We start from the raw sequence: 16,365 nt of genomic DNA on the forward strand, positions 1-16,365 counted from the left end.
ATGACCACTACCGTATCCGCAGCACAGGTTGGCGTCGTGATGGGCTCGCAGTCCGACTGGGAGGTCATGCAGCATGCGGTTGCGATGCTCAAGGAATTTGGCGTGCCGCATGAGGCGCAGGTGATCTCGGCGCATCGCATGCCCGATCAGTTGTTCGCCTATGCCGCAGGCGCCCGTGCGCGCGGGCTGGTGGCGATCATCGCCGGCGCGGGCGGCGCTGCCCATCTGCCCGGCATGCTGGCGGCCAAGACCATCGTGCCGGTGCTGGGCGTGCCGGTGCCGTCGAAGTACCTGCGCGGTGAAGATTCGCTGCTGTCGATCGTGCAGATGCCGAAGGGGATTCCGGTTGCCACCTTTGCCATTGGCGAAGCCGGCGCTGCCAATGCCGCGTTGTGCGCCATTGCGATGCTGGCGGTGACCGACACCGCGCTGGCCGACAAGCTGGACGCCTTCCGCGCCGCGCAGACACTGGCGGCACAGTCGAGTGTGTTGCCGACATGAGCAATCAACCACAGGCACTGATTCCGCGCGCCGCACCGGCGACCTGGCTGGGCGTCATGGGCGGCGGCCAGCTCGGTCGCATGTTTGCGCATGCGGCGCAGGCGATGGGGTACAAGGTCGCGGTGCTGGAATTGCTGGCCGATGCGCCCGCCGCGCATGCCGCCGATTACCATCTGGTCGCGGCCTATGACGATGCCGCGGCGCTCAGCGAGCTGGGATTGCAATGCGCCGCCGTGACCACCGAATTCGAAAACGTGCCCGCTGCCAGCTTGGCTGCGCTGGCGCAGCATGCGCGCGTCGCACCCTCGGCCGCCAACGTCTCGGTGGCGCAGGATCGCATCGTCGAAAAGCAGTTTTTCATGGCCTGTGCCGACGCCTCCGGCGTGCAACCCGCGCCGCATCAGCTGATCGCCAGCGCGGCTGATATCGACACCATCGCCGATACGCTGTTGCCCGGCATCCTGAAAACGGTGCGGCTGGGTTATGACGGCAAGGGGCAGGCGCGGGTGCGCACGCTTGATGACGTGCGCAGCGCATTCGGCGCCATGCAGGGCGTGCCGTGCGTGCTGGAGAAAATGCTGCCGCTGGCGGTCGAAGTGTCCGTGCTGGCAGCACGCGGCGCCGATGGCAAATCGGTGGTCTATCCGATTGCCGAGAACGTCCACCGCGACGGCATCCTGTTCACCACGACCGTACCGGCGCCGGCCATCTCCGCCGAGTGCGCAGAACGGGCCCAAGCGGCAGCGCTGGTGATCATCGACCGGCTTGAGTATGTCGGCGTGTTGTGCATCGAATTTTTCATCCTCGACGACGGCACGCTGGTGGTCAACGAGATGGCGCCGCGTCCGCATAACAGCGGCCACTACACCATCGACGCCTGCATCACCAGCCAGTTCGCGCAGCAGGTGCGGGCGATGGCCGGCTTGCCGCTGGGCGACGTGCGCCAGCATTCGCCGGCGGTGATGCTCAACATCCTGGGTGACCAGTGGTTCGACATCGCCTCCGGTGCGCTGGCCGAACCGGCCTGGGACAAGCTGCTGGCGCTGCCTGGCGCGGCGCTGCACCTGTATGGCAAGGACACGCCGCGACCGGGGCGCAAGATGGGCCATGTCACCTTCGTGGCCGCCACGCTGGCCGAGGCGCAGCAGAGCCTGCATGCGGCTTGCGCGATTCTGCGCATCGCGGTCTGAGGTGAGCGCGGTGTCTGTCAGCGATTCGGAAATTGCCGCAGCGGCACGGCTGCTCGAACAGGGTCAGCTGGTGGCGTTTCCTACCGAGACCGTGTACGGACTCGGCGCCGATGCAGAAAATCCTGCCGCGATTGCGCGCATCTTCGCTGCCAAGGGCCGCCCATCGAATCACCCGGTCATCGTGCATCTGGCGCCGGATGCCGACTTGTCGCATTGGGTCGCTGCCATTCCAGCCCAGGCGCAACTGCTCATCGATGCGTTCTGGCCAGGCCCCCTGACGTTGATCTTGCCGCGTGCGCCGCATATTCCGGCCGCGGTTGCCGGCGGCCAGGATTCGATTGGCGTGCGCTGTCCGGCGCATCCGGTGGCGCAGGCACTGCTGCAGGAATTCAAGCGCGGCCGCGGCGGCATCGCCGCACCGTCGGCCAACAAGTTCGGCCGCATCAGCCCGACCACGGCGCAGCATGTGCGCGACGAATTCGGTAGCGGCGCCATCGCCGCGATTCTCGATGGCGGTCCCAGCGAGGTGGGCATTGAATCGAGCATTCTTGATCTGACCCGCATCGGCACGCACGGCCCGTTACTGCTGCGGCCGGGACGGATCAGTGTCGCGCAGATTGGCGAAGTGCTTGGCGCGCTGCCGGGATTGCCGGATGCGCAGGCGCCGCGCGCGTCGGGCACGCTCGACGCGCACTATGCGCCGCATGCGCCGCTGGTACTGGTGGCCAGCGCCACCTTGCCGCAATGCCTGGAACATCTGGCCCAGGCGCAACGCCGGGTCGCGCTGATCCACTGGTCGGCGCTCGACACGACCAACGCGCAGCGCGTGTTGCAATTACCGCCTGGGCCGATGCCGTTTGCGCACGCAATGTATGCTGCAATGCGACAGCTGGACGAACGTGGCACCGACGTGATCCTGGTCGAAACGCCACCGCAAACGATTGCGTGGCAGGCCGTGAATGACCGCCTGCGGCGTGCCGCATTCGGTTCGACCGGCACGCTCGCCAGCCTGCTCTGAACTACCGTAGAACTACTCTAATTTGCGGCTATGCAAGCGCGAATTTCAATGACATACTCGTTGGACAATAAAAGAGCATACGTTCGTTTTTTCCATAAAAAGTATTAGGAGACAGTAATGCAAAAGTTGAATTTTTCAGCAGGTATCGTCACATTCGCAGCCATTGCCGCACTCGCCGGATGCGGCGGCGGCAGTACCAGCAGCCCCTCCAAACCCCAGTTCAGCGCCGTCGTTTCGTTTGGCGACAGCCTCAGCGATGTCGGCTCCTACGCCGTCGCCACCACGGACCCGAAGACCGGCGTCGTCACCGGCGGACGTTTTACCACCAATCCTGGTCCGATCTGGATCGAAGACATTGCTGCCAAGCTCAATCTGACGCTCACGCCGAACGTGACCGGCTACGGCACCCTTAGCGTCACGTGTCCGAAGCCGAACTGCACCGGCTACGGCCAGGGCGGTTCGCGCGTGACTGACATCAACGGCATCGGCCACTCCACCGGCGCCTTGACGATCCCGATGAAAACGCAGATGGACAACCATCTGGCGGCCAACCCGACCTACAAGGCGACCGATCTGGTGTTTGTGTATGGTGGCAACAATGATGTGTTTTACCAGGCGGGTTATGTCAGTGCTGTCGTCGCCGGCGCCAGTGCTGCGCCAGGGGCAACCGCTGCCAGCGTCGCTGCTGCAGGCGCTGCGGCGCAACAGACTGCCGGTGCCGCGATGGCGACTGCTGCCACCGAACTGGCCGGTTATGTGCGCGACAAGATCATCGCCAAGGGCGCCAAATATGTCGTCGTGATGAACCTGCCGGACAGCGCTGCGACGCCGTACGGTGTGTCGCTGGGCGCCAACGCCGCCTTGCTGACCGGCCTGGTCAACACCTTCAATACGGCCTTCCAGCAAGCCGTCACCACCATGGCGCTGGACGTGGTCATGATTGACGCGAATGCCGCCAACAAGGATGTGTTCGCCAACCAGGTGCAATACGGCGTCACCAACGCCACGACACCGGCCTGCGATCTGGTCAAGCTGGCGCCGTATGGCAGCTCATCGCTGTTCTGCAATGCCACCACCTTGATCCCGTCTGCCAATGCCGGCTTCCTGTTTGCCGATTCGGTCCATCCGACCACCTTCGGGCACAAGCTGTTCTCGGACTACGTGACCTTGCAGCTGGCCAAAAAGGGCTGGTTCTGAGAATCTTCGCCTGACCCCGTCACGTCCTACTTGTAGACGATCTTCATGAGCAGAATGAAACTGGCCAGCATCAGCGTGATGACGTTGGCCACGACCACCGGCCAGGCATGACTGAGCAAGCCGTACAGCAGCCACAGGGCGATGCCGACCACGAAGATCGAATACATCATCAGCGACACACCTTCGGCGCGGCGGGTTTTCCAGGTCAGCCAGGCTTGGGGAATGAAGGCGGTGGTGGTGAAGGTCGCGGCGAGATAGCCGATGGTGTCAGTGTCGAGCATGCGTGGTTTGAAAAGAATGAAGGCAGCGCTCCGGCCACCTGGCCGGTTCGCACATGAACATAAAAACGATACGAGGGAGTATCCCTCTATTTGGAGAACACAATGAATAAATCCTTGCCAGCAATGTCAACTTTCATCATCCCGTTTGTTGCCGCCGTGGCACTCGCGAGCGCGCTGCCGGTCGCGGCGCAGTCCGCCGGCCAGTGGGCCGTTGTCGTCGGCGAAAACCGCATCTCGCCGAAAGTCGAGAGTGGCGATCTGAGTGGCCCGGGCCTGGGTGGTGTAAAGATTGACGTCAAGAGCGCCTATGCGCCCATCGTTGGCATCAGTTACATGATCACTGACAACATCTCGACCGAACTCAAGCTGGGCGCACCATACCGCCACGATCTGATCGGCAAGGGCACCATCAACGGCGTGGGCAAGATTGGTGACGTGCAGTCCTTTCCGCCGACCCTGTACGCGCAGTACCGCTTTCTTGCGCCGGCGTCGCGCTTTCGTCCCTACGTTGGACTTGGCGTGACCTATGCGTATTTCCGCGACGCCGAAGCCAGTCCGACGCTGGTCGCATTGTTGGGACCGACCACCGTCAAGGTCGACGCCAAGTTCGCTGCCACGCCACAAATCGGCATGACCTACACGATCAATGATAAGTGGTTCATCGAGTCGAATTTATCCAAGACCTATCTGAAAACCCGCACCACGCTCAATTCATCGGGCACGGTCCGCACGATTGACACACGGCTTGATCCGGTTGCCTTCAGTATCGGGGTGGGATACAAGTTCTGATCCAGTCGACATGAAAAATGCGCCCGCTGCAATGTGCACCGGGCGCATTTTTTTCGGCCGCCGTCGAACTTAATCCGGTGACAACCCGGCAGTCGACACAAACGCGCCGCCGTGAAACACCAGCGGCGCGCCGGCCGAAAATTCGCAGCGCTCGACTTGACCCACAAAGATCACATGATCGCCTTCCGGATAGCGACTGCGGTTGGCGCATTCGAACCAGCCCAGCGCACCGCGCAGAATCGGCTGGCCAGTCTGCGACAGGTCGAACTCCACACCCTCGAAACGATCCTGGATGCGGCTGGCAAAGCGTGTTGCGAGCGCCGCCTGGTCAGCCGCCAGGACATTGACCACGTAGTGCGTGCTGGTGCTGAATGCCGCCAGACTGCTGGCGCGATCACCCAGGCTCCACAGTACCAGCGGCGGGTCGAGCGAGACGGAATTGAACGAGGTCGCGGTCATGCCGAGAAAACCGCCGTCGGCAGTGCGGGTAGTGATGACCGTCACGCCAGTGGCAAATTGCGACAAGGCGTGGCGAAAATGGCGCGTGTCAAACGGTGAACCGGTAGTATCTTGAATGGGAGAGGGCATCGGGCTTCCTGAGAGTTGAGCCATTATGCCGAAAAATGAACGATGCAGTGGTGTTGGCAACTTTCCGGTAGAGTCGGTCTTTGCGTAAAGGAGCAACTATGGCGACCGAAATTGCAACCTTGGGCGGTGGCTGTTTCTGGTGCATCGAAGCGGTATATCAGGAAGTCGACGGGGTCAGCGCGGTCGAGTCCGGCTACAGCGGCGGCAACGTGGCAAATCCGACCTATGAAGCGGTCTGCAGTGGCAGCACCGGTCACGCCGAGGTGGTCAGGGTGACATTTGACAACGCCATCGTCAGCTATCGCGAAATCCTCGAAATTTTTTTCACCATCCACGACCCGACTACGCTCAATCGCCAGGGCGCCGACGTCGGCACGCAATATCGCTCGGTGATTTTTTACCATTCACCCGAGCAGCACGAAACCGCGCGACACGTGATTGCCGAAATGGCCATTGTCTGGGACGCGCCCATCGTCACCGAGCTGGCCGCCGCGGGCGCCTATTTCAAGGCCGAAGACTGCCACCAGAATTATTTCATCCAGCATCCGCTGCAGGGGTACTGCGCCTTCGTGGTGGCGCCCAAGGTGGCCAAGTTCCGCAGCACGTTTGCGGCGAAACTGCAGGCCAGATAAGCTGCGTCACGGTCGCGCTATCACGGCTGCAGGCGCTCACGTTCCCAGCGGCCATCGTCATGCAGGCGGTAGGCGATGCGGTCATGCAGCCGTGATCGGCGCCCCTGCCAGAATTCCAGATAGTCCGGTATCAATCGATAGCCGCCCCAATGTTCAGGACGCTTCGGTACGTCGCTGCCGACGCTTTGCTCGGCCTGTACAAACAATGCATCGAGTGCGTCGCGGCTGTCGATTGGCGCGCTCTGGTGCGACGCGATGGCGCCAATCCGGCTCGCCAGTGGCCGGCTGTTGAAGTAGGCATCGCTCTCGGCGGCGGAAATTTTTTCAACGCGGCCTTCGATGCGCACCTGCCGTTCCAGCTCAACCCAGTGGAACAACAGCGCGGCGTTGTTGTTTTGCTCGAGGTCCTGGCCTTTGCGGCTGGCGTAATTGGTAAACCAGACGAAACCGCGCGGATCAAATTCCTTGATCAGCAGGATGCGCGACGACGGCCTGCCATTGGCATCGACCGTCGCCACGCTCATCGCGTTTGGCTCGGCGATTTTCGCCATGACGGCTTCATCGAACCATTTGCCGAACTGGGCAATCGGATCGGCCAGTACATCGGACTTGGACAGGCTGGCGCGGCTATAGTCCTTGCGCAGATCAGCGATCGACATGTTGGTTCCTGACGGTGGGTGTGATGCCGCGGCGTTGCTGCATGGCGTCGCCGAGACGGGTCATTTGTGCGGCGCTGAACAGCCGCTTGGCCATCGGTGCGATGGTGCTTTCTTCTTTTTCCATATGCTGCTGATACATCGCCGAAAATGGTGCGATGGTGTCGGTCGCGATCCGCTCGGCGTCGCCGGCGACGACCGCTTCCAGCCCGGTTCTGAGCTGCTGCCAGAGTCCATCCATGCGCTGATGTTCATCGAGCAATTCCGGTAGCAGCGCCGCCAGCGCGATGGCGTCATCATCGCGTGCGGTGGCGCGCAACATCGGCAGCAGATCCTGCTCTTCATCCTGGTGATGGTGCGGGGCAGCGGTATCGAAATAGCGCAACACGGCAGCGGCGGCGCCACGCGCCTGGGCATCGGCGCCGTGGGCAGCCAGGTGCGCGGGCAGCCGGTCGAGCGTGGCGAGTTGTTTGCGAATGCGGTCGTGGCAGTGCTTCAGTACCGCGATCGGTATGGTGAAATCCGGAGCTGTATCGAACAGCGCGTCCATGGGTTACCTTCATTTTCTGACTGCGTGAATTTTCATTTTAGGGTAAAACGAGGCGCTGCCTCCGTTAAAATGATTTGATGAAATCTTCTCCTGCCTCACTTGTTGATTCGACACCCGACGATGTCGATGTTGAACGCCGCTTTGGCGGCATTGCCCGCTTGTATGGAACTGCCGCGCTGGCGCGCTTTCGCGCCGCCCATGTTTGCGTGATTGGTGTCGGTGGTGTCGGCTCGTGGATCGTCGAGGCGCTGGCGCGCAGCGCCATCGGCCAGATCACAATGATCGATCTGGATAACCTGGCCGAATCCAATATCAATCGCCAGATTCATGCGTTGACCTCGACGCTGGGGCAAGCCAAGGTGACGGCGCTGGCTGACCGGATCGCGCAGATCAATCCGTTTTGCCGCGTCCATCAAATCGAGGATTTCATCGATGCCGATAATCTCGACGCCATGATCGGTGCGCACGACTACGATTTCATCATCGATGCGATCGACAACGTGCGCGCGAAAACTGCATTGATCGCGTACTGTCGCGCACATGGCCGCAATCTCATCACCATCGGCAGCGCCGGCGGCCAGACCGATCCGACCAGAATTGAAGTGCGCGACCTGTGCCGCACCGAGCAGGAACCGCTGTTGGCCAAGGTGCGCAAACGGTTGCGCGCCGAGCACGGATTCCCGCGCGGCACCCGCAACAAGTTCGGCGTCGAGGCGGTGTTTTCGACCGAACATTTGCAATTTCCCGGTGCCGGTAATGACGCGGGCGCCGACGACGACGCGCAAGAGTCCGCCGGCATCACCGGCCTCAACTGCGCCGGCTTCGGCTCGGCCATGGTGGTGACCGCGACCTTCGGCCTGGTCGCAGCGGCGCGCGTGCTCAATCGACTGGCCGCTGAAGTGGCAGCCCCATGACTGCTCCCATCCTCATTCTTGAAAGCTCCACTCCCATGATGTATCCGACTGTCGATACCCAGATCGCGCCTGAAGGTTTGCTCGAAGTGCTGTCGCGCGCGGAAGTCGCCAAGCTGCTCGATCGAAGCCGCAGCGGGATGTACCAGCTGTTTCGCAATTGCTCGCTGGCGGTGCTCAACTGCGGCAGCGAAATGGACGATGGCAAGGTGCTGCTGGAACGCTATCCGCAATTCGACATCGGCATCATCCTGCGTGAACGCGGCATCAAGCTGGATGTGCGCGGCGCGCCAGCGAGCGCCTTTGTCGATGGCAAAATGATTCGCGGCATTCGCGAGCATCTGTTTGCGGTACTGCGCGACATCATCTATTTCGATGAAGCGATTTATCACAGCAACGAGCTCGATCTCGATACCTCCGAAGGCGCCACCGACGCGGTGTTTCACATCCTGCGCAACGCGCAGGTGTTGCGGCCGATGCAAAATCCGAACATCGTGGTGTGCTGGGGCGGGCATTCGATCACCCGTATCGAATACAACTACACCAAGACCGTCGGCTATGAAATGGGTTTGCGCGGGCTGGATATCTGCACTGGTTGCGGACCGGGCGCGATGAAGGGGCCCATGAAAGGCGCCACCATCGGCCACGCCAAGCAACGCATGCGCAACAGCCGCTATCTCGGGTTTTCGGAGCCGGGCATCATCGCTGCCGAATCGCCGAATCCGATCTGCAACGAGTTGGTGATCCTGCCTGATATCGAAAAACGTCTTGAAGCATTCGTGCGCGCCGGGCACGGCATCGTGGTGTTTCCGGGCGGCCCCGGCACGGCCGAGGAAATCCTGTACCTGCTCGGCATCCTGCTGCATCCGGTAAATGCCGAGATACCGTTCCCGCTGATTTTCACTGGTCCGGAATCGTCACGCGACTACTTCGTACAGATCGACAAGTTCATCGGCGAGACGCTCGGCGTTGCGGCCCAACAGCGCTATCGCATCGTGGTCGACGACCCCGCGCTGGTGGCGCAGGAAATGGAAAGCGGCATCAAGGCCGTGCGTGAGTTTCGCAAATTGCATGGCGACGCGTACTACTTCAACTGGATGCTGAAGATCGACGATGAGTTCCAGCACCCGTTTGCGCCGACCCACGAAAACATGGCGCTGCTGCGTCTGCACAAGAATCAGCCGGCGCATGTGCTGGCGGCGCATCTGCGCCGCGCGTTCTCGGGAATCGTCGCCGGCAATGTCAAGGCAGAGGGAATTCGCACGATCGAAAAACACGGACCGTTTGTCTTGCAGGGCGATGCCGGGCTGATGCGGGCGATGGATGCGCTGCTGGCATCGTTCGTGGTGCAGCACCGGATGAAATTGCCGGGCAAGGCGTACAAGCCCTGCTACCGGATCGTGCATTGATCTGACCGGGCGCAATCCCAGCCAGACTCACTCCACAAGAATCCCGGCCAGGGCGCGTGCATGCGCGTTGGCCAGCGGCTTCCAGTGCAACAGGCCAAACAGCAGGGTCAGCAGGATGCTGCTGGCGAGACTGCCGCGGTATAGCCGCACATAGCGAAATGCCAGCACGACCTCAATGGCGTGGATGAACAGCAGCAGCGCCGACAGCAGCAGGAACAGATGCGCCGGACCGGGCGCCAGCATGTCGGCCAGGCCAGCGGCGGCGAGCGCATAGATCGCCAGGCAAAACCCTTTGCATATGAGATTCATCGCTTTTCCCTGTTCCTGTTTTCGTGTCCGTCAAGTCAACGCCAGCCGTGGCCAGGGTCGTCGCAGACATCGTCGTGTTGTTTGTTCGACTCTAGTTGTCTTCGCGCAATGTTGTCAAGGTGATTGCGCGGTATCGGGTGTTGCTGCCGCTGTTTAGCGCCAACAACCGGTGGCAGCGTGTAGTTATTGCCAGAATCCAGCCAGGCTGGGCGCCGCACGAGCAGGGGAATGCCGCCGCCAACTTGCGGATGCGGCAACGCACCGGGGACAATGCAATGCCGCCTCAGTGACAGGCGGCGCTGCCGGCGTCGTGAAATGGTTCGCCGGCGACGCTGATGAATTCCCATTCATACCCGGCCGGCTTGAGTTGCAGTTTGAGGACGCCGTAGGTGGCATTGTTGACCGTTTCGCTGCCGGCGCGGGCGAAGGCCAGCGGCGATAACTCCGCGCCACCGGTGCCCACCACGAATTGGCGCATGCCCTTGGCAACGTCGCGTTTTCCGAGCGCATCGACGGGGGAAAAACGTTCGTAATCGTGATCATGGCCTGACAGAATCAGTTCGGTGCCAGCCTCGGCCAGCATGGCCCACGCCGCACGCATCTGATCGTTGTTGCCATGCCCGCCCGAGCTGTACTGCGGGTGATGCCAGTACGCCAGCGCGCAGTGCGTCGGATGCGCCGCCAGATCGGCCCGCAGCCAGTCGAGCTGGGCCTGTTGCGCGTCGCCTTTCAGATTGCTGTTAAGTGACATGACATGCCACTGCCCGACCTCGATGCTGTAATAGCCGCGCTGTTGCGGGCCGGCCTGGGCGCCGAAGTAATCGTAATAGCCGAGCGCGTCCTTGCTGTAGTACTCGTGATTGCCGGGGACTGGCCAGGTGCGCGACTTGAAGCGGCCCCAGGTCGGCCCGTAGCAGTCGGCGAACTCGGCAGCGGTGCCGCTTTGATAGACGTTGTCGCCCAACGCCAGCACCACGGCGCCGGCATCGGCCGCCAGTTCCGTCGCGACAAATTCGGCGCTGCGTGCCGCCATCGTCGATGATGGCGCCTGCTTGCGACAGTCCGCGATGTCGCCGGCGGCGAAGACGGTCACGCCCGGGCCGGCCAGCAGGCTCGGTGGGGCGGACTGGCCGGGGTGGGAATTGGTCGCGCAACCGGTGAGCTGGATGGCGACCATGACAGCGATGGCATTGCGCATTGACATGTTGGATCTCCTGCGCGCAGCCTACGGTTTTTCGTCCGTCATCGCAACGGGGAAATACAGGTAGCCCCGATGACTGCGTCGACGTTCAGTAGGCCTCATCCCAGCGCATGCTCAGGCGTGTTGCGCACTGGATCAAGCCGACCATGCTGTAGGTCTGCGGAAAATTGCCCCACAGCTCGCCGGTATCCGGTGACACATCTTCCGACAACAGGCCGAGGTGGTTGCATTTGGTCAGCACGTTCTCGAACAATTTGCGCGCGCGTTCGACTTCGCCCAGCTGGGTCAGCGCGATGATCCACCAGAACGTGCAGACCAGGAAGGCCGTTTCGGGCTCGCCGAAATCGTCGCGTTCGTCGTAGCGCAGCAGGAAGTCGCCGCGCCGCAGGTATTTTTCTATCGCCGCGACGGTGCCGGCAAAGCGCAGATCGTCGGCTGTCAGAAACTGGAATTCGACCATCAGCAGCAGGCTGGCGTCGAGACGGTCGCCGCCGAACGTCGAGACGAAGCTGTTCAATCCGGCGTGCCAGGCGTGCTGGCAGATATGGTCGTGAATGGTCTGCGCATGGGCCTGCCAATACGCACTGCGTTCGGGCAGGTCGAGTCGCCTGGCAATGCCGGCCAGGCGGTCGCAGGCGGCCCAGCACATCATGCTGGAGAAGGTGTGCACCCGTTTCGCGCCGCGCAGTTCCCACAGGCCGGCATCGGGCACGTTGTAGTTCAGTATCGAGGCTTCGCCCAGTCGTTCCAGATCCTCGAACATCTCGCGTCCGGCCGGGCGTTCAAGGCGGGTGTCGAAGAATGCATGGGTACTGGCCAGCACCGCCTCGCCGAACACATCGTTCTGGACCTGCACGTAGGCTTCATTGCCGATGCGCACCGGACCCATGCCACGATAGCCTGCCAGGCCACTCGGCGTGGTTTCGGTCAGCACCGCTTCGCGCCGGATGCCGTAGACCGGTTGCAACGGGATATCGCGGGTGTCGGCGATGATATTGAGGATGTAGTCGAGATAGTTTTCCATCGTTGCCGTGGCGCCCAGGCTGTTGAGCGCGTTGACCACGAAGTACGCATCGCGCAGCCAGCAATAGCGGTAATCCCAGTTGCGGCCGCTGTCGGGCGCTTCCGGGATCGAGGTGGTGGTAGCGGCGACGATGGCGCCGGTGTCGTCGAAGGTATTGAGCTTGAGCGTGATCGCGGCACGGATGACGACCTCCTGCCACTCGAACGGAATGGCGAGGCTGCGTACCCAGCGTTGCCAATGGATGCGGGTGCTTTCGTAAAAGGTCCGGCCGACATCGGCCGGTGCGCCGACCAGCGTTTCATCGGCGCCCATCAGCATGGTCACGCCCTGATGCAGGAAAAATGGAATCTCATCGGTGATCGCCGACACCGACGCATCGGTGGTCAGGCGCATCGCGTGTGCTGTCCCGACGAAGGAAATGTGATGGGCGCCGGCCAGCACCTTGGCGCGCTGGCCGCCGTAATTGCAGGCCGGTCGCACCCGCAAGGTGATGCGCGGCCGGCCGGCAACGCGGCGGATCAGGCGCACCAGCATCGACGGCGTGAACATGCGGCCGTGCTGTTCGAAGCGCGGCGCAAAATCAATCACCTCGATGGCGTTACCCGCCGCGTCGGCAAAGCGGGTGATCAGGATGGCGGTGTTGCGCTCATAGTTCTGGCTGGAGGTGGTGACCCCTTCCAGCAGTACGTCGATCTGACCGAATGATCCCGCCGCCGGTTGCAGCAAACTGCAGCAGATCGGATCGCTGTCGAAGTGCGGGTAGCACCACCACGTAATGGCGGCGCTGGTGTCGACCAGCGCGCTGGTGCGGCAATTGCCGATGAGTCCTAGATTGAGATTGGCGGTCAATTGGGTTCTCCGAAGAAGGTGATTGGCGCAAGAAAGCGGAACGTCATGCCTGAGCCGGGCGCGCGAGCGCGTCGGCCGGGGACAGGCGCCGGATCAGCAGGTCCAGCAACTGCACGATGTCGAGCCGGTGGTGCAGATAGAATTCTGCGTCGCTGTCGCTGCTGCGTTCGATACGGATGGTCAGCCAGTCGGGCCGGTGCAATCGAAATACATCTTCATCGGTGACGTCGTCGCCGATGTACAGCGCACTGGAAAAATGATTGGCGTCGCACAGCAGCGACATGGTCTTGCCTTTGTCGGGTGCGTGCGGCGGCAACAGGTTGAAGACGCATTTGCCGCCGATGATGTGTGCGGCGGGCGTCTGTCCGGCAAACAGGTTCAGCAGCGCGAGCTCGGTTTTCCGGCGGTCGCGGGCCATGCGGTAGTGCACCGAGAGACTGTAGGTCTTTTGCTCGATCAAGATGCCGGGATCAAAACGGTCGTGGTCGGCCAGTGCGTGCGACAGGCGGGCATGCCATTGCTCGCACAGCTTGCGGTAGTCGTCGGCAGGTTCTTCCCAGCCAGCGAAACCTTCGATGCCGTGATTGCCCACCACAAAGTCCGGCTCGAATCCGAGTCGCTGGGCGATGTTGTCGAGCGACCGTCCGGTGATGATCGCCACCGGCGCGACCTCCTGCAGACTCAGCAGGCGACGCAGGATGGGCGCCGGCATTTCGGCCTGGTCCGGATTGGTCACGATCGGCGCCAGCGTGCCGTCGAAATCGAAGGCGCACAGGATGCCGGGACGCACCAGCTCGTCGAAGCGTTGCCCGGCGTATTCAAAGAAGGGTAGTGACATGCGTTACACCGCCCTTCGTAACGACGCGCGGCTTTGCGAACGAATTTTTGACATGACTCTCTCCCGTTGTCGCAGGCGGGCCGCATCACGCAGCATGTGGCCAGCCCAGCGATAGACATTGAAATTGCGCACCAGCGAACGCATGCTGCGCATCCGTTCGCGTTGTTCGTTTTCCGGCATCGTCAGCGCGCGCAGCAGGGCATTGGCGCCTTCTTCGATGTGGTACGGATTGATGATGAGCGCTTCGTGCAATTCGCGCGAGGCGCCGGTGAACTGGCTGAGGATCAGCACGCCACGCTCGTCTGTGCGGGCCGCGATGTATTCCTTGGCCACCAGGTTCATGCCGTCATGCAGGCTGGTTACCATGCAGACGTCGGCCGCGCGATAAAACTGCTGGAGCTGCTCCTGGCTGTGATGCTCCGCCTTGAGCACGATCGGCACGTAGCCTTCCTGTGAAAAGCGCAGGTTGATCTTGTGCGCCAGCGCCCGCACGCGCGCCTCGAAGGCTTGATATTCCTCCAGCGACGAGCGGCTGGGCGCAGCGATCTGGACCAGCGTGAACTTGCCGACCATGGCCGGGCTGAGCTCCAGCATGCGCTCGACCGCCTGGAAGCGTTCGATGATGCCCTTGGTGTAATCGAGCCGGTCGACGCCAATGCCGAGCAGGCAGCCCGGCGCCAGCGCCAGGCTGGTGCGCACCAGCGTGCGCGCATCGGCCACCGACAGGGTGTCGGGGCCATCAGGTTGCGGCCAGGCGATCGAGATCGGATAGTTTTCCACCTGCGTCAATTCGCCGCCATAGGTGACCGTCGACGCCTCGGTTTCGATGCGGGTCTCGAGATAGCGATCGACCGAGTCGAGGAAATTCTTGCGGTGGAACGGCGTATGGAAGCCGAGGATGGTGCTGCCCAGCAGTCCGTCGAGAATTTCTTCGCGCCACGGGCAAATGCCGAACGACTCCGAATTCGGCCATGGGATATGCCAGAAGGTGATGATGGTCGCTTTTGGCAACGCCTCGCGCACCATGCGCGGCAACAGGGCAAAGTGATAATCCTGCACCAGCACGACCGGATCGTCGGAGCGCGCCTCGCTGATCACCGCATCGGCAAAGCGCTGGTTGACCTCGACATAGCGTTCCCAGTCGCTGGTGCGAAACACCGGGCGTACATGGGCGATATGGCAGAGCGGCCACAGGCCTTCGTTGGCGAAGCCGTAGTAGTAGCCGAGTTCCTCTTCCTTCGAGAGCCAGATGCGGCGCAGCGTGTAGCTTGGATCGCCGGGCGGGACCTGGACCCGATCATGGTCGTCGACCGTCTTGCGATCGGCGGAACCGCTGCCGTGTGCAATCCAGGTGCCGGAACAGGCGCGCATGACCGCCTCGACAGCCGTCACCAGCCCGCTGGCCGGACGCCGTACTTCAATGCCGTCCGGTGTATCGACGTGGATGTAGGGTTCGCGGTTCGATACCACCAGGACCTGATCGCCGGCCAGTTCGCCGTGCAGCAATTCCTTGAGCTTGTCGGGCGTCCACAGCTCGGAATTGGTTTGCGAGTCCTGGCGCTCGACGTGGTACTCGCGCAGCAGCGCGCGCAGGTCGCCGACCAAGGGCTGCATTTCGGGTGAGGCCGCCTGATCGTTGGTGCTGCTCTGCGGCAGCAGTTCGCCGCGCAGCAGGCCGCGTACGCTGCGCATCCAGCCGCGCCAGCTCAGATGGGCGACAAGGACGTTAATCAGCGAAATCACCAGCGCCAGAATGCCGAGAATCAGGATCACGTACTTGCGCGAATCGGCGCTGCGCCGCTCGATGAAATTGGTGCCATGCACGAGGATCAGCTTGCCGAGGTTTTCATCGCCGCGCACCAGCTGGCTGTCGGCAACGTGGATCGGTCCCTGCGGTGTCTGCACCAGCGAAGCGCGCTTGCCGTCGGTGGCGGTGGTGTTCCAGCAGCCCAGCATGTCCGGATAGGTGGCGGTCTTGACCACGATCTTCCCTTCCGGATTGCAGAATGCCAGTGCGTACAGGCGCTCGTCTTCGATGGCGCGGTTGAACAGCTGGGTGATGCGGGCGTTGGATTTTTCTTCGGCGTAGTACACCATCTGATCCTGCATCGCGGTGGCCAGCAGCTGCGAGCGCGTGTCGAGGTCCTTCACAAACCAGCGCAGCGTCAGCGTGTCAACCAGCGGCACCACCACAAAGGCACCCAATCCAAAGACCAGAACCAGTGGCAGGATGAAACGCAGTGACAGACGGAAGGAGGGAAATGGGGGCATGTTCATTGATTCTCGGCAGGTCGGTTTTCGGAGGCGGATGCCGGCGCTGATGCATCTAGCCTGAATGTTTCATGAACCGGTATTTCGGCATGCGTTCCCATCATCATCGCTGCAGCAATGAGGTCGAAGAAATATCAGGCGAAACTCACCC

At 62.0% G+C, this 16,365-nt stretch carries 17 protein-coding genes; 8 read left to right on the forward strand and 9 right to left on the reverse strand.

Translation table 11 applies throughout. The features are described 5' to 3' along the window. From purE to RCH09_RS12160, 4 genes are all read left to right on the forward strand, one after another. Window positions 1-501: a 5-(carboxyamino)imidazole ribonucleotide mutase gene (gene purE, locus RCH09_RS12145; RefSeq protein WP_326941360.1), complete on the forward strand. Its 501-nt coding sequence runs from the start codon at window positions 1-3 to the stop codon at window positions 499-501. Continuing rightward, the gene (locus tag RCH09_RS12150; protein ID WP_326941361.1) at window positions 498-1,691 is read left to right on the forward strand and encodes a 5-(carboxyamino)imidazole ribonucleotide synthase; all 1,194 of its coding nucleotides are present in this window, start codon (window positions 498-500) and stop codon (window positions 1,689-1,691) included. The genes purE and RCH09_RS12150 overlap by 4 nt, the downstream gene beginning before the upstream one ends. Window position 1,692: 1 nt before the next feature. Beyond that, window positions 1,693-2,709: an L-threonylcarbamoyladenylate synthase gene (locus tag RCH09_RS12155; protein ID WP_442785034.1), complete on the forward strand. Its 1,017-nt coding sequence runs from the start codon at window positions 1,693-1,695 to the stop codon at window positions 2,707-2,709. Between the two features lie 117 nt (window positions 2,710-2,826). Next, window positions 2,827-3,906, forward strand: coding sequence for an SGNH/GDSL hydrolase family protein (locus RCH09_RS12160; RefSeq protein ID WP_326941363.1), 1,080 nt, complete (start codon window positions 2,827-2,829; stop codon window positions 3,904-3,906). Between the two features lie 26 nt (window positions 3,907-3,932). Here the strand turns inward: RCH09_RS12160 and RCH09_RS12165 are convergent, their stop codons facing one another. Beyond that, window positions 3,933-4,187 carry a SemiSWEET transporter gene (locus tag RCH09_RS12165; protein ID WP_326941364.1) on the reverse strand — a complete coding sequence of 85 codons (255 nt, stop codon included), beginning with the start codon at window positions 4,185-4,187 and terminating at the stop codon, window positions 3,933-3,935. 102 nt (window positions 4,188-4,289) lie between these two features. On the opposite strand from RCH09_RS12165, the gene RCH09_RS12170 reads away from it, so the two are divergent. Next, entirely contained in the window at window positions 4,290-4,976 is a 687-nt protein-coding gene (locus RCH09_RS12170) for an OmpW/AlkL family protein (RefSeq protein WP_326941365.1), read from the forward strand. A 69-nt stretch (window positions 4,977-5,045) separates the two neighbouring features. On the opposite strand, the gene RCH09_RS12175 is transcribed toward RCH09_RS12170, so the two are convergent. Next, window positions 5,046-5,564, reverse strand: a complete 519-nt coding sequence (locus RCH09_RS12175; protein WP_326941366.1) for a flavin reductase family protein — start codon at window positions 5,562-5,564, stop codon at window positions 5,046-5,048. A gap of 98 nt (window positions 5,565-5,662) precedes the next feature. Between RCH09_RS12175 and msrA the strand changes: the two genes are divergently transcribed. After that, window positions 5,663-6,196: a peptide-methionine (S)-S-oxide reductase MsrA gene (msrA, locus tag RCH09_RS12180; protein WP_326941367.1), complete on the forward strand. Its 534-nt coding sequence runs from the start codon at window positions 5,663-5,665 to the stop codon at window positions 6,194-6,196. A gap of 20 nt (window positions 6,197-6,216) precedes the next feature. On the opposite strand, the gene pdxH is transcribed toward msrA, so the two are convergent. Both pdxH and RCH09_RS12190 read right to left on the reverse strand, forming a co-directional pair. Continuing rightward, window positions 6,217-6,855: a pyridoxamine 5'-phosphate oxidase gene (gene pdxH, locus RCH09_RS12185; RefSeq protein ID WP_326941368.1), complete on the reverse strand. Its 639-nt coding sequence runs from the start codon at window positions 6,853-6,855 to the stop codon at window positions 6,217-6,219. Next, the gene (locus RCH09_RS12190) at window positions 6,842-7,402 is read right to left on the reverse strand and encodes a hemerythrin domain-containing protein (RefSeq protein ID WP_326941369.1); all 561 of its coding nucleotides are present in this window, start codon (window positions 7,400-7,402) and stop codon (window positions 6,842-6,844) included. The genes pdxH and RCH09_RS12190 overlap by 14 nt, the downstream gene beginning before the upstream one ends. A gap of 77 nt (window positions 7,403-7,479) precedes the next feature. Between RCH09_RS12190 and RCH09_RS12195 the strand changes: the two genes are divergently transcribed. Next, entirely contained in the window at window positions 7,480-8,316 is an 837-nt protein-coding gene (locus RCH09_RS12195) for a tRNA threonylcarbamoyladenosine dehydratase (RefSeq protein WP_326941370.1), read from the forward strand. A 35-nt stretch (window positions 8,317-8,351) separates the two neighbouring features. Beyond that, complete coding sequence (gene ppnN / locus RCH09_RS12200) at window positions 8,352-9,722, forward strand: nucleotide 5'-monophosphate nucleosidase PpnN (RefSeq protein ID WP_326941378.1); 1,371 nt, start codon at window positions 8,352-8,354, stop codon at window positions 9,720-9,722. A gap of 27 nt (window positions 9,723-9,749) precedes the next feature. Here the strand turns inward: ppnN and RCH09_RS12205 are convergent, their stop codons facing one another. The 5 genes from RCH09_RS12205 to RCH09_RS12225 all read right to left on the reverse strand — a co-directional run bounded on the left by RCH09_RS12205 (window position 9,750) and on the right by RCH09_RS12225 (window position 16,220). Beyond that, window positions 9,750-10,031: a hypothetical protein gene (locus RCH09_RS12205; RefSeq protein WP_326941371.1), complete on the reverse strand. Its 282-nt coding sequence runs from the start codon at window positions 10,029-10,031 to the stop codon at window positions 9,750-9,752. Between the two features lie 283 nt (window positions 10,032-10,314). Beyond that, window positions 10,315-11,235, reverse strand: a complete 921-nt coding sequence (locus RCH09_RS12210; protein ID WP_326941372.1) for a metallophosphoesterase family protein — start codon at window positions 11,233-11,235, stop codon at window positions 10,315-10,317. A gap of 85 nt (window positions 11,236-11,320) precedes the next feature. Next, window positions 11,321-13,105 (reverse strand): glycoside hydrolase family 15 protein, encoded by a 1,785-nt coding sequence (locus tag RCH09_RS12215; protein ID WP_326941373.1) that lies wholly within the window; start codon window positions 13,103-13,105, stop codon window positions 11,321-11,323. Window positions 13,106-13,148: 43 nt separating this feature from the next. Beyond that, the gene (gene otsB, locus RCH09_RS12220; protein ID WP_326941374.1) at window positions 13,149-13,943 is read right to left on the reverse strand and encodes a trehalose-phosphatase; all 795 of its coding nucleotides are present in this window, start codon (window positions 13,941-13,943) and stop codon (window positions 13,149-13,151) included. Between the two features lie 3 nt (window positions 13,944-13,946). Then, window positions 13,947-16,220, reverse strand: coding sequence for an alpha,alpha-trehalose-phosphate synthase (UDP-forming) (locus tag RCH09_RS12225; RefSeq protein ID WP_326941376.1), 2,274 nt, complete (start codon window positions 16,218-16,220; stop codon window positions 13,947-13,949). Window positions 16,221-16,365: the final 145 nt, after the last annotated feature.

Origin of the sequence: Actimicrobium sp. GrIS 1.19 (assembly GCF_035984655.1) — a bacterium.
Classification (GTDB): Bacteria; Pseudomonadota; Gammaproteobacteria; order Burkholderiales; family Burkholderiaceae_D; genus Actimicrobium.